At 68.6% G+C, this 24468-nt stretch carries 20 protein-coding genes and 2 pseudogenes; 6 read left to right on the top strand and 16 right to left on the bottom strand.

From position 1 onward, the window contains the following. Positions 1 to 74 precede the first annotated feature (74 nt). Complete coding sequence (adh, locus tag F8566_RS22530; protein ID WP_151562939.1) at positions 75 to 1592, top strand: aldehyde dehydrogenase; 1518 nt, start codon at positions 75 to 77, stop codon at positions 1590 to 1592. Continuing rightward, a complete protein-coding gene (locus tag F8566_RS22535; RefSeq protein WP_151562942.1) occupies positions 1592 to 1987 on the top strand; it encodes a DUF779 domain-containing protein in 396 nt (131 codons plus the stop codon). The genes adh and F8566_RS22535 overlap by 1 nt, the downstream gene beginning before the upstream one ends. A 976-nt stretch (positions 1988 to 2963) precedes the next feature. Here F8566_RS22535 and F8566_RS22540 read toward each other — a convergent pair. From F8566_RS22540 to F8566_RS53030, 3 genes and pseudogenes are all read right to left on the bottom strand, one after another. After that, positions 2964 to 3737 (bottom strand): PP2C family protein-serine/threonine phosphatase, encoded by a 774-nt coding sequence (locus F8566_RS22540; RefSeq protein ID WP_151562944.1) that lies wholly within the window; start codon positions 3735 to 3737, stop codon positions 2964 to 2966. A gap of 370 nt (positions 3738 to 4107) precedes the next feature. Next, positions 4108 to 5709, bottom strand: a complete 1602-nt coding sequence (locus F8566_RS51470) for a hypothetical protein (protein ID WP_225993414.1) — start codon at positions 5707 to 5709, stop codon at positions 4108 to 4110. A 223-nt stretch (positions 5710 to 5932) separates the two neighbouring features. Next, positions 5933 to 6265, bottom strand: a pseudogene (locus F8566_RS53030) (site-specific integrase); the annotation flags it as partial. Between F8566_RS53030 and F8566_RS51480 the strand changes: the two are divergent. Further along, on the top strand, positions 6249 to 7094 hold the full coding sequence (locus F8566_RS51480; RefSeq protein ID WP_225993415.1) for a hypothetical protein: 846 nt from the start codon (positions 6249 to 6251) through the stop codon (positions 7092 to 7094). The pseudogene F8566_RS53030 and the gene F8566_RS51480 overlap by 17 nt on opposite strands. 69 nt (positions 7095 to 7163) lie before the next feature. Here the strand turns inward: F8566_RS51480 and F8566_RS22560 are convergent, their stop codons facing one another. Both F8566_RS22560 and F8566_RS22565 read right to left on the bottom strand, forming a co-directional pair. Continuing rightward, positions 7164 to 8096, bottom strand: a complete 933-nt coding sequence (locus F8566_RS22560; RefSeq protein ID WP_151562946.1) for an FAD binding domain-containing protein — start codon at positions 8094 to 8096, stop codon at positions 7164 to 7166. Further along, the gene (locus tag F8566_RS22565) at positions 8093 to 10648 is read right to left on the bottom strand and encodes a molybdopterin-dependent oxidoreductase (RefSeq protein WP_404800328.1); all 2556 of its coding nucleotides are present in this window, start codon (positions 10646 to 10648) and stop codon (positions 8093 to 8095) included. Before F8566_RS22565 ends, F8566_RS22560 begins: the two co-directional genes overlap by 4 nt. 193 nt (positions 10649 to 10841) lie before the next feature. Here F8566_RS22565 and F8566_RS22570 point away from each other — a divergent pair, with 193 nt between their 5' ends. Then, positions 10842 to 11678 carry an SAM-dependent methyltransferase gene (locus F8566_RS22570; protein WP_192809809.1) on the top strand — a complete coding sequence of 279 codons (837 nt, stop codon included), beginning with the start codon at positions 10842 to 10844 and terminating at the stop codon, positions 11676 to 11678. Positions 11679 to 12183: 505 nt separating this feature from the next. Here the strand turns inward: F8566_RS22570 and F8566_RS22575 are convergent. The 7 genes and pseudogenes from F8566_RS22575 to F8566_RS22605 all read right to left on the bottom strand — a co-directional run bounded on the left by F8566_RS22575 (position 12184) and on the right by F8566_RS22605 (position 17175). Further along, the gene (locus F8566_RS22575; protein ID WP_404800329.1) at positions 12184 to 13032 is read right to left on the bottom strand and encodes a PhzF family phenazine biosynthesis protein; all 849 of its coding nucleotides are present in this window, start codon (positions 13030 to 13032) and stop codon (positions 12184 to 12186) included. After that, complete coding sequence (locus F8566_RS22580; RefSeq protein ID WP_225993416.1) at positions 13032 to 13565, bottom strand: helix-turn-helix transcriptional regulator; 534 nt, start codon at positions 13563 to 13565, stop codon at positions 13032 to 13034. The genes F8566_RS22575 and F8566_RS22580 overlap by 1 nt, the downstream gene beginning before the upstream one ends. Positions 13566 to 13823: 258 nt before the next feature. Further along, on the bottom strand, positions 13824 to 14597 hold the full coding sequence (locus F8566_RS22585; protein WP_151562950.1) for an aminoglycoside adenylyltransferase family protein: 774 nt from the start codon (positions 14595 to 14597) through the stop codon (positions 13824 to 13826). Between the two features lie 503 nt (positions 14598 to 15100). Next, complete coding sequence (locus F8566_RS22590; RefSeq protein ID WP_151562952.1) at positions 15101 to 15466, bottom strand: hypothetical protein; 366 nt, start codon at positions 15464 to 15466, stop codon at positions 15101 to 15103. A gap of 197 nt (positions 15467 to 15663) precedes the next feature. Continuing rightward, positions 15664 to 15910: pseudogene (locus F8566_RS53035) on the bottom strand (hypothetical protein); the annotation flags it as partial. Between the two features lie 123 nt (positions 15911 to 16033). Then, on the bottom strand, positions 16034 to 16399 hold the full coding sequence (locus F8566_RS22600) for a GntR family transcriptional regulator (protein WP_151562956.1): 366 nt from the start codon (positions 16397 to 16399) through the stop codon (positions 16034 to 16036). After that, complete coding sequence (locus F8566_RS22605) at positions 16396 to 17175, bottom strand: hypothetical protein (RefSeq protein ID WP_151562959.1); 780 nt, start codon at positions 17173 to 17175, stop codon at positions 16396 to 16398. Before F8566_RS22605 ends, F8566_RS22600 begins: the two co-directional genes overlap by 4 nt. A gap of 409 nt (positions 17176 to 17584) precedes the next feature. Here F8566_RS22605 and F8566_RS22610 point away from each other — a divergent pair, with 409 nt between their 5' ends. Further along, entirely contained in the window at positions 17585 to 17806 is a 222-nt protein-coding gene (locus tag F8566_RS22610; RefSeq protein ID WP_151562961.1) for a hypothetical protein, read from the top strand. A 217-nt stretch (positions 17807 to 18023) separates the two neighbouring features. Here the strand turns inward: F8566_RS22610 and F8566_RS22615 are convergent, their stop codons facing one another. The 3 genes from F8566_RS22615 to F8566_RS53040 are packed head-to-tail and all read right to left on the bottom strand — an operon-like array spanning position 18024 to position 21998. Beyond that, positions 18024 to 20246, bottom strand: coding sequence for a xanthine dehydrogenase family protein molybdopterin-binding subunit (locus F8566_RS22615; RefSeq protein ID WP_151562963.1), 2223 nt, complete (start codon positions 20244 to 20246; stop codon positions 18024 to 18026). After that, on the bottom strand, positions 20243 to 21223 hold the full coding sequence (locus tag F8566_RS22620; protein ID WP_151562965.1) for an FAD binding domain-containing protein: 981 nt from the start codon (positions 21221 to 21223) through the stop codon (positions 20243 to 20245). Before F8566_RS22620 ends, F8566_RS22615 begins: the two co-directional genes overlap by 4 nt. A gap of 1 nt (position 21224) precedes the next feature. Continuing rightward, positions 21225 to 21998, bottom strand: coding sequence for a (2Fe-2S)-binding protein (locus F8566_RS53040; protein ID WP_404800330.1), 774 nt, complete (start codon positions 21996 to 21998; stop codon positions 21225 to 21227). A gap of 231 nt (positions 21999 to 22229) precedes the next feature. Between F8566_RS53040 and F8566_RS22630 the strand changes: the two genes are divergently transcribed. Continuing rightward, positions 22230 to 23123: a helix-turn-helix transcriptional regulator gene (locus F8566_RS22630; protein WP_151562969.1), complete on the top strand. Its 894-nt coding sequence runs from the start codon at positions 22230 to 22232 to the stop codon at positions 23121 to 23123. A 61-nt stretch (positions 23124 to 23184) separates the two neighbouring features. Here F8566_RS22630 and F8566_RS22635 read toward each other — a convergent pair whose 3' ends face one another. Beyond that, positions 23185 to 24432, bottom strand: a complete 1248-nt coding sequence (locus tag F8566_RS22635) for a MalY/PatB family protein (protein ID WP_151562971.1) — start codon at positions 24430 to 24432, stop codon at positions 23185 to 23187. Positions 24433 to 24468: the final 36 nt, after the last annotated feature.

Genomic DNA, 24468 nt, shown 5'->3' on the forward strand with positions numbered 1-24468 from the left:
GCGGCAACCTTCCGACAACCTCCCCGGCGCATCGTGGCCTTCATCGCATCGGCTCACCCCACCGAGGAGGACCCATGGTCTTTGCCAAGCCGGGCACCGAGGGCAGCGTCGTCTCGTTCGCCGACCACTACGACAACTTCATCGGCGGTGAATTCGTACCGCCGGCCGGAGGCGAGTACTTCGAGGACCCCAGCCCGGTCGACGGGCAGGCGTTCACCCGCGTGGCGCGTTCCGGCGCCGCCGACATCGACCTGGCGCTCGACGCCGCGCACGCCGCCGCCGACAAGTGGGGCGCGACCTCTGCAGCGGAACGGTCCTTGATTCTCCATCGCATCGCCGACCGCATCGAGGAGAACCTCGAGCGCCTCGCGGTCGCCGAGACGTGGGAGAACGGCAAGCCCGTGCGCGAGACGCTGGCCGCCGACCTGCCGCTGGCCGTCGATCACTTCCGCTACTTCGCCGGAGTGATCCGCGCCCAGGAGGGCGGGATCAGCCAGCTCGACGAGGACACCGTCGCCTACCACTTCCACGAGCCGCTCGGCGTGGTCGGGCAGATCATCCCCTGGAACTTCCCGCTGCTGATGGCCACCTGGAAACTGGCCCCCGCGCTCGCGGCCGGGAACTGCGTCGTCATCAAGCCGGCCGAGCAGACCCCGGCCAGCATCATGCTGATGATCGAGCTGATCGCCGATCTGCTGCCGCCCGGCGTGGTGAACGTGGTCAACGGCTTCGGCGTCGAGGCGGGCAAGCCGCTGGCCGCCAGCCCCCGCATCGCGAAGGTCGCCTTCACCGGCGAGACCACGACGGGCCGCCTGATCATGCAGTACGCGTCGCAGAACATCATCCCGGTGACGCTGGAACTGGGCGGCAAGAGCCCCAACATCTTCCTCGCCGACGTGATGGCGGCCGACGACGACTTCCTCGACAAGGCCGTCGAGGGCTTCGTGATGTTCGCGCTGAACCAGGGTGAGGTGTGCACCTGCCCGTCCCGGGCGCTGATCGACGCCTCGATCTACGACGAGTTCATGGCCCGCTGCCTGGCCCGCACGGAGGCGATCGTCACCGGTGACCCGCTCGACCCCGCCACGATGATCGGCGCGCAGGCGTCCAACGACCAGTACGAGAAGATCCTCTCCTACATCGACATCGGCCGTAAGGAGGGCGCGGAGGTCCTGACCGGCGGCGGCCCCCGCACCGTGCCCGGTCTGGAGGGCGGCTACTACATCGAGCCGACGATCTTCAAGGGGAGCAACGACATGCGGATCTTCCAGGAGGAGATCTTCGGCCCGGTGGTCTCGGTGACCACGTTCGACTCACCCGACGAGGCCCTCAAGATCGCCAACGAGACGCTCTACGGCCTGGGCGCCGGGGTCTGGTCCCGCGACGGCAACACCGCGTATCGGATGGGCCGCGCCATCAAGGCCGGCCGCGTGTGGACCAACTGCTACCACGCCTACCCCGCGCACGCCGCGTTCGGAGGCTACAAGCAGTCGGGAATCGGCCGCGAGAACCACCGGGCGATGCTCGACCACTACCAGCAGACCAAGAACCTCCTGGTCAGCTACTCCCCCAAGCGCCTCGGATTCTTCTGATGGTGGAACGCGTCGCACTCACCCAGGCGGCCGCCGACCTCCTCGCCGACCTGGTCAAGCGGCACGGACCGGTGATGTTCCACCAGTCGGGCGGCTGCTGCGACGGCAGCTCCCCGATGTGCTACCCCCGTGGCGAGTTCATGGTGGGCGCGGCCGACGTCCTGCTCGGCGAGCTGCCCGACGGCACCCCGTTCTGGATGAGCGCGTCGCAGTTCGAGTACTGGAAGCACACCCATCTGACGGTCGACGTGGTCCCGGGCCGGGGCAGCGGCTTCTCCTTGGAGGCGCCGGAGGGCGTCCGCTTCCTGATTCGCTCTCGCCTCTTCACCGAGGAAGAGGCCGAACACGTCGAATCCGAGCCACCCCTCCATACCGGCGACACCTTCCAGGCATAGGCCGGCCGGTGTTCCAGGTTGGCCCTGATACGGCGTCTTCCTCTCCCCACAGGTACAACGCCTCTTGGACATGGCACACAGCCAGCTCGGAGGGAAGAGGCGGGACGTGCCGATAACCTCCATACGACAGGCACCGCGCCGGCTCCAACGGCGCGGTGTTTGCGTTCAAGGGCCCCCTCTGTGCACGTACCACGGGACGCGGCCTGCCCGGCCGCAGAACATGAGGTCGACGTCGTGATGCATGGTGACGATCTCAGGCAGGCACTCGTCGCTGATGAGCACCTCCACGAAGGCTGTTCAAAACCACTCGTTGGCCTACCAAATGGATGGAACACTGGGAATACGAGGTCGTCGCCAAGCTGCCGCTACCTCCCGATCTCCGCAACCCAGATTGCATGATCGGACCGGGGCGGTGGTGCGGCGCCGGATACGTCGACGGTTTCCCTATCTGCTCCTCGGGGTGTCACGCTCCGGTTTGAGCAACTCGCCCGCCTGGCCCGGTAGCTAGCGAGATTGAGGGTTACGCCACGCAGGCAGAAGCCCCGCTGCTTCCTGGCCGAGACACTCATTCCCCTTGATCACAGTCATGGCTTCGAATCCCCGAACTCAATGGATGATCTCCGCGGCTTCTCGCCTGCCCGGCAAGATCATTTCCGCCCCTGGGGAGATACCCGCGCAGAGCCATGCCAGAGGCTGGGCCAGATAGTGGTCACCTCCAGGGCAGGAACGGCTGGTGGCTGTCGGGCGCGGACCTCTAGCAGACGCGCAGGCAGCGGAATCAGTCGATCGCGCGTTCCAGCACGCGGCGGCGGACGCCCAGATCGGTGTTGCTGGATTCCTCAGGTTCGTGACAACGTTCCCGGGTCGCGCGTTGTGATGATCGGTCGTTCGGCGGCTGATCGACTTCTGCCCTCCCATTGATGCGGGACGGGCGACTTTAGCGGCCAGTGCGGATGGCCGACGGGCGAAGTGGTGCTTACTCGGTCACCGGGCTGCCGGATGGTGCGGAGGTCGCCTGGGTTTCGGACCTCGATTGCCCAAACTTGATCGGGTTGTGTCGCGGTGCGGGCTCGACGATGTCGGCGATGAGGGCCGTGAGCGGGGGTTGGTTGTGGCATCTGATCGCCGCGTCGATGAGATGCCGCGCAGCTATCGCGGGATCGGCGTGCCCCGACAGGATCCGGTATTTGCTCTGGTCGTCGAGAGAGGCGTCGAGGGCGGTGGAGCACAGCAGGTAGCGGTCTCTGGACTCGGCTTCCCGGATCGTCAGGGTCAGCGAGTCCAGCCGGTCACCGGCGGCATTGAGTAGGCCGCCGGCACGGGTCGGTGGTGGCAACTGGTGGGGACTTCTGCTCTCCGCGTTGGGTTCCGGACTGATTTGGTACAGGTCGCCGCGGAGCATGTATGCGCGGCCGGCGCCGAGGTGGATGAAGCCGATCCGGTCGTCGGCGCTGACCAGCGCGGTGAACATCGTGGACATCTCCGCGTGATGTGGGCTGCGTTCGGCCACGGCCGCGATGCGTCGTCGGGCGTCGTCCAGGGCGCCGTGCATCGCGGCTGTGAGGTCGTCGGGTGGCGTTGGGGTGTCGAGGCCGGCGAGCGCGTCGACGACGATCTCTGCCGCGAGTTCGCCGCCGACAGTGACGCCGGCTCCTTCGGCAACGGCGGCGAGCCAGGTTCCGGCGTGAACAGCGTCGGAGGCTATCGGGTTAATACCGGGGTCGGTGTGGACGGCGAAGGCGAAGGCCATGCTCAGTATGACGCTCCGGATGGGATGAGCGATCAGGTCTGGGGCGTGGGATTCGTCCTGGGCGCGGGTTGGCCTCGGGGTCTCGGTCTACCTCGCGAGGTCGGGCTCACCGCCTGAACCCGGCGCGTGGCGCGGAAACCGCGAGCGCGAGGGCGGCCAGAGTCGTTCCTGACGGCGGCTGGCTCGTGGCAGTGATCAGTGGATATGCCGTCAATCTCTCCGTCGACGCGTCATCGTGGTCGCCCGGCCAGCGGCTCGGTGTTGGCCGCATCACAAGAGCCCTGATCACCTGCCGGTGATCAGGGCTCTGGATCATTTGCCGGTCATCTGCCATCGGGATCTGACGTGATCAGGTGGACATCCCTGTAGCTCAGTGTCCCTGGCGACACTCCGCAGCGTCCGGATTGAACGTCGCCCTGAGTCCGGCGATCACGTCCCGATCAGCCTGGAGGGTCGGCTGCCCGCCCGGCGTCCCTGCTCGCGCCGAGCAGCTTGAGCAGGTCTGCGGTGGGTACCCGGTAGCAGGTCCCAATGCGGAGGACGCGGCAGGGGAACTGGTCGCGGCGGGCGAGGTCGTAGGCGTAGGTCCGTGAGAGCCGAGAGCGCGGGCGGCGGTCATGATGTCGACGACGGTCGGGAGCTCGGGAAGGTCCTTGTACTTGAGGGTTTCCACGGTGAACCTCCGGTGGATGCAGTGGGCAGGGTGGCGGTGCCGAGCGCGATGGTCAGGTGAAGCACCAACCGCCGTCCGGGAGGCGTCGGAGTCGTCGATGGGGAGCGGATCTTCGAGCGGGACGACGTCCGAGAGTGGTGCGTTGTAGCGGGTCAGCCAGACGGGGTCGCGTTGCAGCATGCGGCGGCGGGCGTTGAGGGTGTCTTCCAGGTGGCAAGCCTTGGCGAACAGGTCGGGCTGGTCGCGGCGCATGTCTTTCCAGGCGCTCAGCCGGTGGAACGGGCAGAACCAGCAAGCACTCTTGGGAGGTACCGGCAGGCCGGCTGACCGGATGATGCGTGGGCAGTCGGTCCGGCGGATGCCCAGGTCGAGGAGCGGGTAGACGATGCGTTCGCAGGCTTCGCTGCGGCGGTTGTTGGCGCGGTGTATCTCGTCCAGGCTGATGCCGATGCCTATCGTGGCCGGGTTGGTGGCGCTGGCGCCGTGGGCCTTGAGGTAGCGCCCGATGACCCTGATCTTGAAGTCAGCGGTGCTTATCTGCACCAGGCGATCATGGGCAAGCTTTGTTGCTTCTTCGTTTTGGCCTAGTTGCGGCTGCTGTGGCCTGGGGGTCGAGGCCGTGGCAGGATGGCAGAGTGATCTCGATCCGAAAGGGCGATGCCGCGTAGGCCGCCTAGCGCTGTGCGCGCTTCGCTTCGTTCGCGAGCCCGGTCCCGCAAGCCCAGCTGGGGCTCCTCGGGGCGAGTGGTCGGGTGCGGCGATCCTCGGCAGTTGTGGTCGCCGGATATCACGGGCGTTCTTGATGACTACGAGCGGTTCCTGAAACAACCCGATCGGTGGCTGTATGTTCCGCGGCCGGACCCGTACTGCGGTCCGATCCGGGCGCGTGACAGGTTGCAGCGGGAGCTGGACCATTTGCCTGGGCGCGCTCGGAGCGATCTGCACCGCATCGTGAGAAGGCTTGATGCCGAGTTCCGTCGCCGAACACTGCCCGACCCCGACCCTGATCTGGATGAATGGCAGCCAGGTGCGTGGTGGCAACGCAGGCTGCTGGATGGGGATCAGGAGCGGTAGCCAATGGCTCATGTCGGCTCCTCCCGCTGAGTGGATGGCCGGGGGGGCGGGCAGACCCAGATCAACGGCTGGACGTGTTGAGCGGCGCTGGGTGTCGTCACGTTTGGCGCGCAGGAAGGTGAGGGTGAGGTCGATGCCCTCGATCTCGCCAAGCCAGGCTTCTGCCTCGGCGCGTGCGCGTCGGGCGAGGAGGTCGGCTTCGATCTCGTTGAGGCGGTCCAGCATCTTGGGATTGACGTGCAGGACCGGGCAGCGGATGCAGGCGTGTTCGTGCTGGCAGGGGGTGCCGTAGGGCGTCCGCAGGAGCCGAGTTCGACCTTGCGCTTGTCGAAATGTTCCTCGAACTCCGCCCATTCCTCCTTGGTGGCTTGGCGGTATTCGTCGGTCGGGCGGATGGCTCGGCGAGGAACGAGGTGTAGTGCCGGATGACGTCCTCGTCGAAGACCGCGACGTAACCGCGGGTGGTCTGGATGTCTAGGTGGCCAAGGAGCGCGGCGCCGATGTGGGTGGGGAGGCCACTGTTGACCAGCTCGGTGGCGAAGATCCGGCGGAAGTCGTGCGGGGTGAACTTGACCGTTTTGAACTCGGGAGCTGTGCGGCGAGCGCGTGTCCGCAGCGTTCGAGCATCTGCAGAACGGTCCCGGTGGCGAACACGCTGGAGGTCGATCCGGTTCTGCGTTGGAACAGGAACGGCAGCGGAGGGCCCCAGAGCTTGTCGTGCGCGTCGAATCTGCTGATGCGGGGATGGTCCGGCCGCTGCGGGTATGGCGTCGGACGGCAGCGGCGATGACGTGGAACAGCTCGGTGCTCATCGGGATGACGCGCTCGCGGTCGGTCTTGGAGGGGGCGATGACCAGCAGCGCGATGACCTCTCCGTTGGGACGCTGGTATTGCCGGATGCTGAGGTGGGTCAGCTCGCAGAGCTCTTCGATGCGGATCCCCGAATGCCTCAGAGTTTCAACGCAGGCCCAGTCCCAGAACGCGATCTCTTCCTCGGTCTCGGTGTTGAGAATCTCGCCGGTGGCCGGGTGGCGGACGCGGACGGGAGGTGGCTCGTAGCGGCCGCGTTTGCGGTCGTTGTCGGTGATGATCCGCTGGTAGGTGACCCGATCCAGGACGAAGGTCTCGCCCTCTTGGGTGTCACGGGCCCGTTCCAGCAGGGCCCGGGTGTGGTCGTAGCGGGTCTCGACGTGCTCGATCAGGATGGGCAGCAGCGGTTGCCGCTGCCGAGTCCGTTGGGCGGAGCGTTCGTTGATGCGCCGCCGGCGTTTGGCAAGACCGCGCAGTTCGCTGGGCGGGACGGGGCAGGGAGCGATCCAAGGCCCCCAAAGTTCGGGTTCGTCGGCGGCCCAGATGTGCAGGTCGTAGTAGAAGCTGCGGACCTGGATCACGATGGTGTCCTGTTGCCCGCAGACCGCGCCGTCGTCCCACCCGCACCGCAGCGGCCCGATCCGCCCCCAACGGGATCTCACGATCAGCGGCACCGGCGGGCCGGTCGTACTGGGACTGACCGCCCGGAGCTATCGGGTGCCGCGTCAAGCGATGACGAAAGCGGTTCCTGGCACGCGGCGCCTTCCGACGCCCAGACGATCCCGCCACTACCGCAGTAAGCGGCGGTGACGAGCGCGTGAAGAACGGCCTGTGAAGGGGTGCGTTACTGTCCTGCTCGCACCCAACCCTCAGGACGTATCACCAAGGGCTTTGCGGAGGGTGTCGAGGACGGTGTGGTGGAGCAGGTGGGTCTTGTGGCGGGTCTGTGGGAGGGGTGTGCAGTCGGCGGTTGCGTGGGCGGCGGCGGTGTTGGCTGTTTCGGTGGTGGCGGGCTGGCCGGTCAGGGCGGTTTCGACGGCGGTGAGGCGTTGCGGTGTGCGTGCGATGCCGCCGATTGCCACGGTGGCGGATGCGATGTTGCCGCTGGTGATGAGCAGGCGGGCGGTGGCTTCTACGAGTGGCCAGTCTGTGCTGCCGTGGGGGGTGGTGCGCTGGTGGACGGCGCGTTCGCCTTCGGGTGGGGCCGGGATGTGAACGGCGATCAGGAGCTGTTCGCTGGTGAGCTGGTGGTCGCGGGTGGGGTCGGTGCCGTCTCCGTACAGGTCGATGAGCGGGATGGTGCCGCCCGGGTGGAGTTCGGCGCGGGCGTCGTGGGCGAGCAGCGGGACCGCCAGCGATGAGGGGTGCGGCGCGATGCAGGCGCTGTGGTCGATGGCCACCGCCCACGAGTGCCAGCCGGTGCGGGCCGGGCAGCCGTCGCCGCCGGTTTGATGGCAGGTGAAGGCGGGGTTGCGCAGGTAGGGGCAGCGATTGCGTTGCAGCAGGTTGCCGCCGACAGTGGCCGTCGCGCGGATCTGCGGGGTGGCGAGGGTACGGGCGGCCAGGACGAGGGCCGGATGTGTGGACAGCAGCCGGTCGTCGGCGGCGAGGTGGGCGATCGTGGTCGTGGCGCCGATGCGGGCCGAGCCGTCGGGGAGGTGGTGGATGCCCGCCAGTTCGGCCACGTCGCGCAGGTCGGCGATCACTTGTGGGGTGTGCGGACGGGCGAGGAGGTCGGTGCCGCCCGCACGCGGCAGGGCGCCCGCGCGGAGGGCCTCCAGGGTCTGATCCAGGCCGGTCATTCGGCGAGTCCTTGCAGGAGGCGGTCGGGGCTGATCGGCAGATCGAGCGGGCGCCAGCCGGTGGCGTTGCGGACGGCGTTGCCGATGGAGGCGGCGACGCCCATGGTGGACACCTCGCCCAGGCCGGTGCCGCGGCCGCTGACGTGGTCCCAGCCGTCCTGGTGGAAGTACACGATGATCTCCGGAGTGTCGGCGATGCCGGGGATGCGGTAATCGGCCAGGCTGTCGGTCATCACCACGCCGGTGGCCGGGTCGGTGTGGCGCTGCTCGAGCAGCGCGTATCCGACGCCCTGGATGACGCCGCCGTGACACTGGCTGCGGGCCAGCCGGGGCGAATAGACGCGACCGGCGGCGATGCCGCACGACACCCGTGTGACGCGGACGTTCCCGAGGTGAGTGTCGACCTCCACCTCGGTCACGTAGACGGCGCCGGTGAAGCCGCGTCCGATCGCGAAGTCGCCGATCGGGAAAGGCGTGACGTAACCCCAGCGGTCCCAGGGCCGGCGGCCCACCACCCGCAGCCCCTCCGCGTCGTCCAAGGAGCGGCCGTCGAGTGCGCTGTGCAACCGGCGGGCGGCGTCGTGGGCCGCGGGGCCGATCGACGGCGTCGAGCAGCTGCTGGCCGCCGCCGGGCCGTGCACCGTTCCGGTGCGGCCGATCTCCACCCGTACCCGATCCGCCGTGACTCCCAGCGTCTCTCGGACGACCTGGCTGATCACCGAGCGGCTGCCGGTGCCCACGTCCTGGGTGGCGGTACGGGCCACGACGACGCCCTGCTCAACGGTCAGCTCGACCTTGGTACCGGGATCGAGGAAGTACAGGTAGTTGGCCACGGCGACGCCGACACCACGGCGGTGTCTCCCTTGCTGACCGCCGTTGGGGGGCCGATCACGCCAGGCGTTGAGTTCCGCCGCCCAGTCGTAGAGGGCTTGGCGCTTGGGGTTGCCGTCCCACCGGCGACGCAGCTCGATGGGGTCGGTGCCCAGCCGGTGGGCCATCTCGTCAACGGCCTGCTCCAGCGCCCACAACATCGGCGGATGACCCGGACCACGGAACGGGGCGGCGGGCGGACGGTTGGTGACGACATCGAAGTCCCGCAGCCGGCGGGGTGCGTTGCCGTAGATGTAGCGGGCCAGGGAGGCGGCGTTGTTCGCCACCGCGATACCGCCGTCGCCGTGGACGTCCATGGTCAAGGCAGCCAGCCGGCCCTCGGCATCGGCGAGCATGGCCAGCTCGGTACGGGTACCCGGGCGGCAGCCGCCGTCGATGAGTTCTTCGGCCCGGTCGAGCACCACCCGTACCGGCGCGCCGGTCAGCCGGGCCAGCTCGACCGCGGCGACCACCTCACCGGTCAGGTTCACCTTGGCCCCGAAGCCGCCGCCCACATGCTCGGCCACCAGATGAACCTGCTCAGACCGCAGCCTCCACCGCTTGGCCACCTGGCCGGCGAGCCTGTCGACCGCCTGCGTGGACACATGAAGGTGCAGGTCACCGCCTGTATCCCAGCGGGCCAGGCAGGCGTGTGGCTCCAAGGCGGTGTGCGCCTGCACGGCGGTACTGAAGGTCGCCGAGAAGAACCGCTCGTCGTTTCCTTCCCGAGCCTGCTCGATTCGCCGTACCGCGGTGCGGGGCCGCTTGCTGAGCCCAGAGGGCCCCCGTAGATTGCCGCGCCAGCGGGCCGGGCTGGGCGGGCCCTCGCTGGACCGCGGCGCACCTCGCCTGCCGTCCTTGGAGGGGTAGACGGCCGCAGCGTCGGGCGCCTCCTCCGGGTCGAACGACAGTGCGGCTGGCAGCGGCCTGTATTCCACCTGGACTCGCGCGGCGGCGGCGAGCGCCTCGGCCCGGGTCGGCGCGGCGACCGCCGCGATGGGTTGCCCGACATAACGCGCGATCCGATCCGCGCCGAGCAACTCCACCAGCTGCGCCCCCTGGCCACTGATCGAGGTCACTTCCGCATGCGCGTGCTCGGAACGTACGATCACGCCTTCCCACTGCCCGGCCAGCCGTACATCGGTGGTGTAGCAGGCCGCACCGGTGATCTTCTCCAGTGCCTCCACCCGCGCGGGCGGTACATCGGGACGCTCATCGTCGTGCTCACCGGCGCAGGCGGCCTCGACCGCCGCGTAGATGCCGGGGTAGGCGCCGCACCGGCACAGATGCCCGGCCAGCGCCTCGGCGATCAGCTCCCGGCTCGGCGTGGTGTCACCGTGCTCGGCACGCCATCCATCGACGAAGGCTGCCGCCGCCACGACGAAGCCGGGGGTGCAGTAGCCGCACTGCAGCGCGTCATGCGCCGCGAAGGCACGCTGAACGGGATGCGTACCGCCCAGCCCCTCCACCGTGGTGACCTCACGCCCCTCAAGGTCGGAGCACAGCGTCAGGCAACCGGCCACCGCGGTCCCGTCCACCAAGATGGTGCACGCGCCGCACGCCCCGGTGCCACAGGCGGGCTTCGCCCCCGTCAACCCCGCGGTCTCGCGTATGAAACCGACCGCGGTCTCAGCGGTGGCGCCGTCCACCGTCACAGGGCGCCCGTTCATCGTGAACTTCACCGGCCAGCTCCTCCACCGCCGATACTGCATACGATCCCGCCGTTTACGGACATCATGGCACCTGCGGCGATTACGCTGAGGAGATCCATCCGGATGAGGACGACTTGAGCAGTGTTTCCCGTGTTCACGCTGTGATCGGCTGCTCATGCTGTGATCGGCGCAGATCACCACGGCGACACCAGGAGGTGACGAAGTGACAGGCCCGGCCAACGACCAGTCCACAGCCGGCGCCCAGGAGCAGGCGCCGCTTGACTTCGACACCTCCAAGCCCAACATCGCCCGCGTCTACGACTTCCTGCTCGGCGGCAAGGACAATTTCGCCGCTGACCGGGTGGTCGGCGACCAGATCAAGCTCGTGCTGCCCCAAGTCCACCTCGGGGTGCAGGCACAGCGCGCGGTGTTGCGCCGCGCGATCCGCTACCTGGTCATCGAGGCGGGCATCCGCCAGCTGATCGACATCGGCTCCGGGCTGCCCACCGCAGGCAATGTCCACGAGGTCGCCCACGCGATCGACCCGCAGGTCCGCGTCGTCTACACGGACAACGACCCGGTCGTGCTCGCCCACGCTCGGGCCCTGCTGGCCAACAACCCCACGACCACGGTGGCCGACGGCGACCTGCTCCAGCCGGAACAACTGCTCAAGCAACCGGTGCTGCGCCACCTGATCGACCTCGACCGGCCCGTCGGGTTGCTGCTGTGCGGCATCATGCATTACCTGAACGACCAGGAAGACCCCGGCGGCATCATCGCCCGCCTGATGGCCCTGCTTCCCTCCGGCAGCCACGTGTTCCTCCACCATCTGGTGAAGGCCGGCACCCCGGGCGAGGAGGCCGCCGAAGCCGCCCTCCGCAAGGGCATCGGCCGCGGCACCTTCCGAACCCCCGACCAGGTCGCCGCCTTCCTCACCGGCCTCGACCTCGTCCCACCGGGCGTGGTCCGCGTCCCCGACTGGCGCCCCGACCCAGACGACCACCCGTCCGACGATCCCGTGCTCAACCTCGCCGTGGCCGCCCTCGCCCGCAAACCCTGAGCGCGCGTCGACCTCTGCGACACCGATCAGGCTGTCAGGGGGCCTCTTTCAGTAGCCGCCGCACCTGGGCCAACTGGGCCACGGCGGCGACCGCGTCTCCGCCGCACCCATCATCGTTTCCCAGGACGGCCTGTGCGGCCTCGGCGGCGTCAAGGCGCTCACCGCCCACGCCGCCGTCGTCACCTTCATCGACGCCTGACGCACCGTCAACCCCCGGCCCGGCACAGCAACGCGCGCGGGCCGGGGCCCCACTACGGTCCGCCGCAACCTCCCAGACCGCAGCACAACAATCACAGCTTCAATGCTCGCCAGCCCCCATGCCGGCAGGCCAGACAGAATTCGGTTCAGCAGTGTTGTGGCGCCCCACCATCAGCCCGGCAACGCGGCCGGGTCGGCAGGATGCACCTGCTTGACCTGCTCGCTCGCGAACCGACACCGACAGGCGGGCCAACCCCAATGTGATCATTGTCAGCGAGAACGGCTGCTCGGCAGTCTCATTGCGCGGTCACAGGGTGATGGTGCCGCGGATGTGGCTGGTGGCGGCGCCGCCGACCCAGACGGTGCCGTTCGCCTCAGCGGTGATCTCGATGGTCCCGGCCCGGCCCACGCGCGCGCCTTGGGAGACTCGATAGGTGGAGGCCGCGGCGCCGGTGGCGGTGAGCCACTGGCCGACGGAGGCGTTCATGCTGCCGCACACGGGGTCCTCGGCCACGCCGACGCCGGGGGCGAAGGTGCGCATCTCGAAGGCGTGCTCGGACCCGTCGGGATAGGCCCCGATCGCGCCGACCATCGCGGTCGGGATGAGCGAGAGGTCGGGTTCGAGGGCGAGGACCTCCTCGGCCGTGGGCAACTGGATGACCGACCAGCCGGGTCCGTTGTCGACCCACTGGTGGGCGAGGACACGGTCACGCTTGATGCCGAACGCGGTCACGATCTGGTCGACGAACTCCTCCTCGAGCTCACCGCCGCGGACGAGCGGCGGGGCGGCGAAGGACAGAACGCCCTCACCGCAGCGCACGCTGACCAGGCCGGCAGCGCACTCCTGCACGATACGGCCGGTTTCTTGTGGTGTGCCGCCGTTGTCCAACCAGGCGCGCGCGGACCCCAGGGTGGGATGCCCGGCGAACGGCAGTTCGCCTCCAGGGGTGAAGATCCGCAACCGATAGTCAGCCTCCGGAGCGGTGGGAGGCAGAACGAATGTGGTCTCCGACAAATTCGTCCACCGCGCCAGGCGCTGCATCTCCTCGTCGGTCAGATCCGTCCCATCAAGGACGACGGCGACCGGGTTGCCCATATAGGGGATCGTGGAAAACACGTCGACCTGTGCAAACGGGCGGGAACGCGGCATGGTCATCAGGGGCCTTTCGATAGCGGCTGAAGCGGTTGCGGGCACCGCATCCGCCTGCAACATGTCCATCCCAACCGATGCCTCGATAGGTCCGACAGAGCCACTCGCGACAAATTGGACTGATCTGCGAAGGCAGAGCTGTACGCGTGATCATCTGGGTGGTGCGGGCGCGTGGGGCTGGTGGTGAGCGGATTCGCCACCGGATTGATCACGGGTCGGTGGTGGTGCTGTTGCCGCGGCCACGCCGGGTCGCGCGGGTGGCGTGCCGTGAGCCCGGCGCGCAGGCGGGTGATGTCCTGGACCGGCGGCAGTCCGTAGAAGGCCCGGTATTCGCGGCTGAACTGGGTCACGCTGGTGTATCCCACGGTGTGGGCGACCTGGGCGGCGGTGGTGTCGCCGGCCAGCAGCCGGCGCCTGGCCGATAGCAGCCGCAGATGTTTCTGATAGCGCAGCGGGCTCATACCGGTCGCAGCCTTGAAATGGCGGTGCAGCGTCGCCGGGCTCATACCGGCCTCGGCGGCGATCTGGTCGATGCTCACCGGTTCGGCAAAGCGGTCGCCGAGCCAGGCGATGACGGCGCGGATCCGGGTGCCGGCGGCTGCCGCGATCTGGAGCAGCGCCCGACCGAGCGGGCCGGTCAGCAGCCGGTAGGTGATTTCGCTTTCGACGTACGGTGCCAGGGCCGGGATGTCGTCGGGGCATCCAGCAGCCGCACCAGGCGGGTCACGGCGTCGATCAATTCAGCGGACATACCGGCCGTGACCCGCCAGGCGGGCTCGGCAGCGATGGCAAGAGGGCTACATGCCTGACCTGCGAACCAGCCGATCGATCTCGGTGAGTACCGCGTCTGCGTGGGGACGTACTTGCGCCTTCAGCTCCCGGCTCCAGTTCTCTTCACAGTAACGGCAGGTGAGATACAGCTTTCTGGCGTATTCCAGGACGGGCCGCTGTTCCGGGGGAAGCCGGGCGAGGGCCCAGTCGGCGGCGGCGTCCTTCGGCCTGATCTCACCGGTGGCGAGCGTCGTCCAGACGCGCGCCAGGGTCAGCACGACATTGCGGGTGTCGCTCTCCAGGTCGTCGAGTAGGCCCGGGATGCCCGACACACTGGCCCGGACCAGGTCCGCATGTGGGACGTGGTCCAGGACCTCCGCCGGCGGCGGGCCGCTGACGGCGTGGTTACCGGAGAGCACCATCGTTAGCAGCAGAGCCAGATCTGGCATCGGCTCTGGCTGAGGGGGCCCTTCTGCCTCGAACTCATCGCGCAGCCACTCGCCATAGAGGAAGTCACCGTTCGGCGGAAACCGCCAGGGGCGGACTTCGGACTGGACGACAACCGTGAGCTCGACCGGGCGGGGCCTGCCAGGCGAACCGGAACCGGAGATCTCCAGCAGCCCGTCGAGGAGCACCCGCCGTTCCCGACCGTTCATGCGCCGCCGTGAGACGACAAGGACGTCCACGTCGCTGGCCGGCTTAAGGCCGCCGAGCACGCTAGACCCATGGAGATACATTCCGATGGCTTCGGGCCCCAGCACAGAGCCCACCAGATCCACGATCTCCCGCATCTGGTCCATCGGACCAGCATGACCCCCGGCTCATGCAGCCGCACCCGCATTTCCAAGGCGGCGCGACGCGGCACCCGGCCACTGAACCTCCGCTATGCAGAAGGAAAGGCCGGGGTGACCGTATGCGTACACCCTCGGTGGTGTATGCCTAGCCGGAATTCCCGTTCTGTCGTCGGGCGCGGCAGTTATCAAGGGTTCCCCTCGCTCTCGCTGCATTGTCCGTCGCAGGCATCTGCGCGATCGCATGGGTCCTCTAGGAGCCAGCCGCACGAAGACCACGCCGTCTCGTCGTAAGGCGGCCCTCGAAACCTTCCAAATCTTGACCGGCCAGGCTCATCACCGGCCACGGAGCCGCCTCCCGACTCTCTCTCCCCCGCCACCACCGTGTTGCTTAGGCCCCTCCAGAACAGGGGCGTTACCTCATGTGCTGTCACTCAAATCCGGAGGGTACTGATTTCGCCCCAGCGGGACACTGGCCGCGATGCAGGTCGGACCATCGCCGAGACTTCGTTCTAGTTGCTGCCAACATGGAGCCGAATGATGGGGAGCATCGCAATCAATGCGACAAGTATGACGAAGGGGGCGATAGTAAGCGAGAACATCCAGCCGTTAAACCACCCGAAGGACAATGCGGTGATCGCAGCGAGTTCCCCGACAAGAAAAAGTGCCGATATGACCGCTCCCGCCTTCATCCATTGCCGAGCGAGGAGGATGATGTTGGTCGCGAACTCCTGGAGGTCGTCTCGCCGTTCCCGAGAGGTCTCTCCCTGCGCTGATTCGGCATTTTCGGCCCTCTCTAGAATTTTGCCGAGACTAGAAATGATCAGAGCGATCTCCAGAATGAGTGCAATCAACAGCGCCGGCAGTACCTGTGCCACTGTCGTGTAATACGCATCTGAGTGCATCGCTCGATTCTTCCCTGTCAGCCCGCCCTGAAGGACGCCCGCGAGCCGCTGGCCTCCTGCGGCCATCGGAGCCCGGTGGGTGGATGAGTCACTGGCACGCCGTGCTTGTGGAGCGCAAGGAGGGAGCCGACGAGGGGTTGATCAGCCGCCTCGGCCTTCTCCATTCTTTACTTGTTGGTGCAGCGTTCGACGGTGTTGTGGCCGGTGTACGGCTCGGTGTCATGGGCGGCCAGCGGAGCGTCCCTTCTTCGTGCGGTTGGCTGCCTGGTCGGCCTTCTCCGGGATCATCGCCTTGCTGGGGTGTCGGCGCAGGTGGGCGCGGTTGCCGCGGGAGGAGTAGGCCGTGTCCGCGGCGGCCGCCCGAGGCGGGGTGCGGGTCGCCCAGCCGGGCCGCAGGCTCATTTTCGACAGCGGCGGCGGCCCGACCAACGAGCAGGTAGCCGGCCTGAGGCTGCCGACGGCGAGCTGGGAGCAGGCTGAAGCCGCTGCACGGCTCCGGCCGGATGAGCGGTTCCGAGCAAGGCAGCAGTAACCGGTGGTTCATGGCGTCGGGGCATGGCCCAGGGCCGCCTCGACGATCCGGATCGCCTCGGTGGGGTCGATGCCGACGCTGGCGATGACCGCGGCGTAGTCGCGGGCGGCGCGGCGGGCCTGTTCGAGGGCCTGCTCGCCGGCAGCCGCGACGAACGAGCCGGCCCGCCCACGGGTTTCGATCATGCCGGCCTCCTCCAGCTCCCGGTACGCCCGGCCGACGGTGTTCACGGCGAGGCCGAGGTCGGCCGCGAGGCGGCGGATCGTCGGCAGCCTCGTGCCGACGGCGAGCGAGCGGTCCTGGATCTGCCTGGCGAGCTGGGCCCGGAGCTGCTCGTACGGCGGCGTCGGCGAGGCCGCGTCGATGACGATCATCGGGTGGCCATGGCTCGCCGTGCCGCCGTCGCGACACTGGTGGTCCGGATCTGGATCAGACAGAACGCGATGGCGCCCACCACCACGAGCGCCAGCGAGACCACGTTCCACCAGCCGAACGATTCCCCGTACAGGAAGATGGCCGGCAGCGACCACACCAGGCTGGGTGTGACCAGGGCGCGGGCGTCCTCGATCCGCATGATGACATCGGCCGTGAGCGACGCCTCGTCGTCCGCCACGGCCGGGCTCGCCAGCACCTGGCGCAGCTGCATGACGAGGCCGGTGCCGGCGCCGGCGAGGCCGATCAGCACGACGATCGCCCCGTACCGCAAGCCGGTGTCCGAAACCGGCAGCACGCTCACCGCGAGCAGCAATGCGCCGGTGAAGGTGGCGACGGTGAAGATGGCATGCGGCCGGCCCAGCACCGCCGTCCAGCCGAGCTGGACCGGGTGGGCCACCCGCCGGGACAGGTGCGCGCCGGCCCGCTGGTCGGCGCGCCGCACCCACCAGCCGAGCAGCCACTGCGCCACCAGCAACCCGGCCACCAACGCCGTCAGCATCAGCAGCGGCAGCCAGGAGGACGTGAGGTCGGTGGGCCGCCCCAGCGCGTGCGTGAGTCCCGCGCCGATCAGGAACGCGGCCAGCAGGAGGCCGTCGGCAATCTTGGCACGCTGCCGCACCGCCAGCCGCGCCACGAGCAGTGGGGTCGCCTCGGCGTCGGCCAAACCGTGCCGGGCCAGCCACAGGCCGGCCCCCGCGTGATCCGCCTGGTGCATGCCGCCACCTCCGAATGTCGCAACCTTTGTCTCAACAAGATGAGTCATAGCATGCGACAATGTCAACCTCGGGTCGGGCGCCCTCACAGTGGCCAGATCACATCCGGTCGGCGTGCGGCTCGCCACGCCTGGCCGGGGTCCAGCCGCGCGACCACGGTGTCCGGGGGATTGCCGCGATGGGCTGCGGTGGAAGTCCTCATCGACCTTCTGGGTCCGCCATCAGTTCGTCGACCGGCGTCGGTTGGTCGTTCAGGTCACCGACGTCGCCCGAGTCGCCGTCGGCGGCATGCGCGGAAGCGGTGGTCTCGGTGGGATTGATATCCCCAACGCCGGCTCCGCCCGGCAGCGCGACGTAGTTACCGCGTCACAATGAATTACGCCGCGAGAGTGGTGGCCATAGACCGCGGCCATGTGCGCGGGGCGGCGGGACTCGTTGAACCCCGACGCCAACGCTCCGGACACGCCGGACACACGGACCGGGTACGAAACCTTCCATGGGGCGGTCACCGTCGACAAAGCCGCAAGGACGGTGGTCGTGACCGTCGAGTCGTCATTGGTGCGCGACCAGCTGACCACCATTCCGTTCGATCACGAGACCGACCGGCTCGCCAAGCGATCATCGCCGCGATGAACCGACTGTTCGGCGGAACTCCGCAGCGGTCCAGCGGCCCGCCTCACCATCTCCCAGAACGCCGCACTCTCCAGCCGAGAGAGGGAGGCCGCCAAGGTCCGGGCATGCCTCGAAGACCCCGGCACGTGCCATGACGGCAGTTACCGGGGTCTGTACGGTTTGCTCCCTTGACGGTCTCCCACTTGAAGATCGCTACGTGGTCTCCGGCGTATCTCGGTCAGCCGCCCAGCAGGGATTCGATGGTGATGGGCAGGTCGCGGACGCGGCGTCCGGTGGCGTGGAAGACGGCGTTGGCGATGGCGGGCGCCACTCCGACGATCACCACCTCGCCCAGGCCCTTGACGCCGATGGGGTCGGCGGTGCGGTCGTCACCGCCCAGGTAGATGGCGCTGACGTTGGGGATGTCGGCGTTGGTGGGGACGAGGTAGTCGGCCATGTTCGCGTTGACGATACGGCCGTCGCGGGGGTCGGTGATCGTGTGTTCGAGCAGGGCCATGCCGATCCCGCCGACCATGCCGCCGATGGCCTGGCTGTCGGCGAGTTTGGGGTTGATGATGCGGCCTGCGTCGTAGACGCCGTGCACCTGCCGGACCCGTACCAGGCCGAGGTGTTCGTCGACGGCGACCTGGGCGAAGACCGCGCCGTAGGCGTGGGTGGAGAAGCGTTCCACCTCGTCGCCGGGTGTGTAGCCGCCGCGTGCTTCCAGGTAGGTGCGATTGTTGCGGGCCAGTAGTTGCTGGTAGGTCTCGCCGCGTGCGGGGTTGTCGCGTAGGTGGAGGCGGCCGTTTGCGACGGTGACGTCGTCGGGCGTGGTGCCGTGCAGGGGTGAGCGTGGGTCTTGGACGGCGAGGGCGATGGCTTGGCGGCGGAGTTTGTCGCAGGTGTCCTGGACGGCGGAGCCGACGCTGGCCATGGTCATGGACCCGCCGTGCGGCGGGGACGGCGGCATCGACGAGTCGCCGAGTTGGAACCGCACCCTGGGCACCTGGAGACCGATGGCGTCGGCGGCGACCTGGGTCATGGAGGTGTAGGTGCCGGGGCCCATGTCGGAGGTCCCGCATTGGACGGTCGCGGTGCCGTCGGCGTGGAGCCTGGCCAGGGCTTGGGCCGCGGCACGCGCTGTGTGGTAGGTCGCCACGGCGACGCCGGTGCCGATCAGCCAGTTCCCGTCGCGGTTCGTGCGCGGCCGGGGATTGCGCCTGTCCCAGCCGACGGTGCGGGAGCCGACACGGAAACACTCGCGCAGCCGCCGAGTGGAGAACGGCACCCCGGTGCTGGGATCGCGATCGGGTTCGTTGCGCATGCGCAGCTCGATCGGGTCCATGCCCAGTTCGTAGGCGAGCTCGTCCATCGCGGACTCGATGGCGTACGCGGCGGTGGCCGGCCCGGGCCCGCGCATCCAGGTGGGGGTGTTGATGTCCAGCGGTACCGTCCGGTAGGTCAGGCGGACGTTGGGCGTGGCGTGCGTCATCCTCCCCACGTCGCCCAGTCCCTCCCTGTAGTCCTCGTAGGTTGACGTCTCGGCGCGGATGTCGTGCACGGTCGCGGTGAGCCGTCCACGCTGATCGGCGCCGAGGGTGATCTTGTATTCGGTGACGGGGCGAAAGCCGGTCCCGGTGTACATCTGCTTGCGGGTCAGCGCCACCTTGACCGGGCGGCGCACCTCGCGGGCGGCCAGCGCGGCGATGGTGACGTGCGGCCAGCACCGGAGGGCGCTGCCGAACGCGCCGCCGACGAACGGCGAGATGACCCGTACCGACGCTTCCGGTATGCCGAAGTCGGCGGCGAGGCCGGCCCGGGTGTTGAGGACGATCTGGGTCTTGTCCCACACGGTGAGCCGGTCGCCGTCCCAGCGGGCGATGGTGGCGTGCGTCTCCATCGGATTGTGGTGCTCGCGTTGCAGCCGGTAGGTCCGATCCAGACGTACGTGCGCCTGCCTCAGTGCCTGGTCGACGTTCCCCCTCGTGTAGTTCTCGGACTCGTTTGGCTCACCGGCGGGCGAGGCCAGGTCGGTCGCCGGCCGCCCGGCGTCGTAGCTGACCCGCACCAGGCTCGCCGCGTGCCAGGCGATCTCCAGGGTCTCGGCGACCACGACGGCGACCGGCTGGCCGAAGAAGCGGACCCGGTCGTCCTGGAACACCCGCAGGCGCTCCCCCCGAGCAGGGTCGGGCACGCCCCGCCAGGGGCGGTAGGGCAGTTCCGGCGCGTTCACATGGCTGATCACCTTCAGCACACCGCGCTGACCGGCGGCGGCCCGGGTGTCGATTCCGGTGATCCGCCCCCGGCCGACGGTACTGGTGACGATGACACCGTGCGCGACCCCGCGTACGGCACCGTGGGCGTCGTGTTCGGCGGCGTAGGCGGCCTGGCCGGTCACCTTCAGCCGCCCGTCCACCCGGGACAGCGGCGTCCCTGCCGCAGGCCGTGTCTGCCGGGTCATGGCGTGCCTCCCACGGTGCGCAGCTGACGTTCGACGGTGCGTTCGAGCAGTTCGGTCTTGAAGCCGTTGTGGCGGAGCGGGCGGGCACCGTGCGACGCCTCCGCGGCGGCCTGCGCCCACAGCCGGTCGGAGGGGCGGGCGCCGACCAGCCGCCGCTCCACCGCCGTCAGCCGCCACGGCACCGTGCCCACCCCACCTGCGGCGACCCGGGCGTCGCGGATGACGCCGCCGGTGATGTGCAGGACGACCGCTGCGGAGGTGAGCGCGAACTCATACGACTGCCGGTCGCGGACCTTGAGATACCCCGATCGCAGCGGCTGCGGATGCGGCGGGATCTCCAGCGCGGTGATCAGCTCACCTGGCCGCAGGTCGTGCTCGCGGTCGGGCGTGCTTCCGGGCCGCAGCAGGAACTCGGTCAGAGTGAGGCTGCGTTCCCCGTCCGGCCCCAGCAGGTGCACGACCGTGTCCAACGCGGCCAGCGCCACGGCCAGGTCGGACGGATGGGTGGCCACGCACGCGTCCGATGTGCCCAGGATCGCGTGCGAGCGGTTGTAGCCCTCCAGGGCGGCACATCCCGAACCGCGTTGCCGCTTGTTGCACGCGGCGGAGACGTCGCGGAAATAGGTGCAGCGGGTGCGCTGCATGATGTTGCCGCCGATGGTGGCCATGTTCCGCAGCTGCGCCGAGGCGCTGAGCTCCAGCGCCTGCGAGACCACCGGGTAGGCGCTGCGGACGCGGGGGTGCGCGGCGACGTCGGACATGCGGGCCAGCGCGCCGATCCGCAGCTCGCGACGCTCCCCGGTCCGTACGTCCCGGAGCGGCAGGCCGCTGATGTCGACCAGCGTGCCGGGGCGCTCCACCGTCTCGCGCATCAGGTCGACCAGTGTCGTGCCACCGGCGATGTAGCGGCCGCCGCGCGCCCCGGCCACCAGCGCGGAGCGGGTGTCGGCGGGCTTGGTGTAGGCGAAGGGGTGCATCTCAGTCCCTCCCACCGCGTGCGGCCTGCTCGACCGCGTTGACGATCTTGACGTAGCAGCCGCAGCGGCAGATGTTGCCGCTCATCCACTCCCGGATCTCCTCCCGGGAGCCGGTGTGACCTTCGCGGATGCAGGCGACGCCGGACATGATCTGTCCCGGTGTGCAGTAGCCGCACTGGAAGGCGTCCTGTTCGATGAACGCCCGCTGCAGCGCATGCAGCTCGCCGTCCCGTTCACCATCCTGCGCGGCCAGTCCCTCGATCGTGGTGACCTCGGCACCTTCGCATCGCACCGCCAGCGTCAGGCACGCGTTGACGCGGCGATCGTCCACCAGCACCGTGCACGCACCGCATGCGCCCTGGTCGCAGCCCTTCTTGGTGCCCGTCAAGGCGAGCCGCTCACGCAGCAGGTCCAGCAGCGACGTCCGGTTGTCCACCGTCACCTGGTGCCGCCGCCCGTTCACCGTCACCGACAGCGCGCTGCTCTGTCCACCGGACGGCGCGGCCCGCCCGGCGGACGCATCGGCCCGGCCTGCAGCGAGCGAGGAAGGAAGAACACCGGCCGCCACACCACCAGCGGCGGTCGTGGACAGGAAACCCCGCCGGGATACCTCCGGTACCTCGACATCAGGGTCGTCGTTGGAAATCTCGGCAGACATCAGGTCCTCTCTTCTCCTTGATCGGTGGGAAACGGAAGGGGGAATTGAACCTGCGGCCCCTTTCGCGGGCGGTATCGGCATGCGGACCTGAACGCCACGCACCGGTCCATGGATCATGAGGTGGGATCTCGGTTGTCAGCGGGACTATGCGGGTTATCCGGGTTCGCCGCTGCCGGTGCTGGAACTGCCGTCGCGGTAAGAAATGGCCAGGTCGCCTCACAGGGCGCGTAATGAGCCCTCGGTCATGACGTCCAGCAGACCCGTGCCACCCCGCGCAAGGAAGTCACTGATGATGGGTGTACTGCCAGTACATCCCACCTGCCGGGAGGCTCGTCGTACCGTCGTGTCATGGACAACCGGCTCCACGTACGCGAGTTCCTCACCTCCCGGCGCGCCAAGATCACCCCTGAGCAGGCCGGCCTGCCCGTCGCCGGTAAACGCCGCGTCCCCGGACTACGGCGCAGTGAGGTCGCCGCCCTGGCCGGGATGAGCGTGGAGTACTACGCCAAACTCGAACGCGGCTCCCTCGCCGGAGTCTCGGCCGGCGTGCTCGACGCGATCGCCCGCGCCCTGCAACTCGACGACGCCGAACGCGCCCATCTGCTCCACCTCGCGCACGAGGCCGACGGCAGCAACGCGATCCTGCGTCCACGCAGCCCGAATCGCCGCCCCAAGCGATGGACGGCACGGCCCAGCCTGCAATGGACCCTCGACACCGTCACCACCGGCCCGGCGATCATCGTCAACAACCGGATGGACCTGCTCGCCGCCAACCATCTGGGCCGAGCCATGTACCACGATGTCTACAGCAGCCCGGCCGGCCCGGCCGGCCCGCCGAACTTCGCCCACTTCACCTTCCTCGACGGCGCAGCCCGCCGTTTCTACCCCGACTGGGACCTGGCCTCCGACATGTGCGTGGCGAACCTGCGCACCGCAGCCGGCAAGGACCCCCATGACAAGAGCCTGCACGACCTGGTCGGGGAACTGTCCACCCGCAGCGACGACTTCCGCCGCCGGTGGGGAGCCCACAACGTCCGCACCCACGGCACCGGCATCAAGCAGTTCCACCACCACGTCGTCGGCGACCTCACCCTCGCCTACGAGAGCATGGACCTGCGCGCCGAACCCGACCTGACCATGACGTTGTACGCCGCCGAACCCGGCTCCCCGACCGAAGAGGCGCTACGCCTGCTCGCCTCCTGGGCCGCCTCCCAGGACGCCGGCACCCGGTCGGCGTCGTAGATCGCCGCCGGGTACGGTCCGCGCCGCCACGGTGACCTGGTCCTCGCAATGAAATCGCGGTTCACAGAGTTTCGAGGGCCGTGATCAGCCGTCGTGCGGCTTCGTTGACCGTGGAGCGGGGGCAGCCCAGGTTCACCCGCATGTAGCCGTGGCCCTCGATGCCGAACTTCTGGCCCTTGTCCAGCCACAGGCGCGCCTTGGTCAGCATGAACTTGTCCAGGGTCTCGGCACTCATCCCCAGGTCACGGCAGTCCATCCAGGCCAGGTAGAGGGAGTCGGCCGACAGTACGCGCACCTTGGAGGTGGCGCTGTTGACCGCCTGCGCGAAGTGGGTGTGGTTGCCGCGCAGGTAGGTGAGCAGTTCCTCCAGCCACGGCTCACCGTGCGCGTAGGCGGCTTCGGCGGCGACCATGCCCAGCACGTTGACCAGGGGGAACAGGTTTCGGTCGTACTGGCGGGCCAGTTCGTCGCGCAGCCTGCGGTTAGGGACGAAGATGTTGGCGCTTTGCAGGCCGGGGAGGTTGAAGGTCTTGCTGGGGGCCGTGCAGGTGATGCTGTTCTGCGCGAACTCCCGGCCAAGCGAGGCGAACGGGATGTGCTTCTTGTCCGGGTTGATGATGAGGTCCTGGTGGATCTCGTCGGAGATGACCAGGACGTCGTGCCGGGCACATATCTCGCCCATGACCCTCAGTTCGTCCTCGGTCCAGACGTTCCCGGTGGGGTTGTGGGGGTGGCTGAGGATGAACAGCCTGGTGTCGGGCCGGATGGCGGCCTCGAACGTCCAGGCGTCGAACCGGTAGCCGTCGTCGGTCCGCTCCAGCGGGGCGAACGCGAGGTGGCGGCCGTTGAGCAGGACGTCGTCGTGGAAGTGCGCGTACACCGGCGGCTGGATCAAGACCGAGTCGCCCGGCGCGGAGAACGCCTGCACGGCGGTCTTGAGTGTGGTGATGACGCCCGCGGTCTGCAGCACCCATTCCCTTGGCACCTCCCAGCCGAACCGCCGGGCCTGCCAGCCGGTGACGGCGTCGAGGTAGCTGTCGGTCGCGCCGCCGGGATACCCGAAAACACCGTGGTCCACGGCCTGGTGGAGCGCGTCGATCACGACTTGGGGGGCCTTGAAGTCGGTGTCGGCGACCCACATCGGCAGCGGATCGGCTGCGGCCTCGTCGGCCGCCAGCAGGTGATGGGCGTACGCCCACTTCAGGGAGTTGGAGTTCCTGCGGTCCACGACGGTGTCGAAGACCGATGCCGAGGCCTTCCCGGCTGCGCCCTGTCGTGCCTGGTCATCGGGGATGGAGTCGGCTGCCATGGCTGGATGCTAGCCGGGCCGCATCACGCTCACAGA

It is taken from the genome of Actinomadura rudentiformis, assembly GCF_008923185.1.
Taxonomy (GTDB): Bacteria; Actinomycetota; Actinomycetes; order Streptosporangiales; family Streptosporangiaceae; genus Spirillospora; species Spirillospora rudentiformis.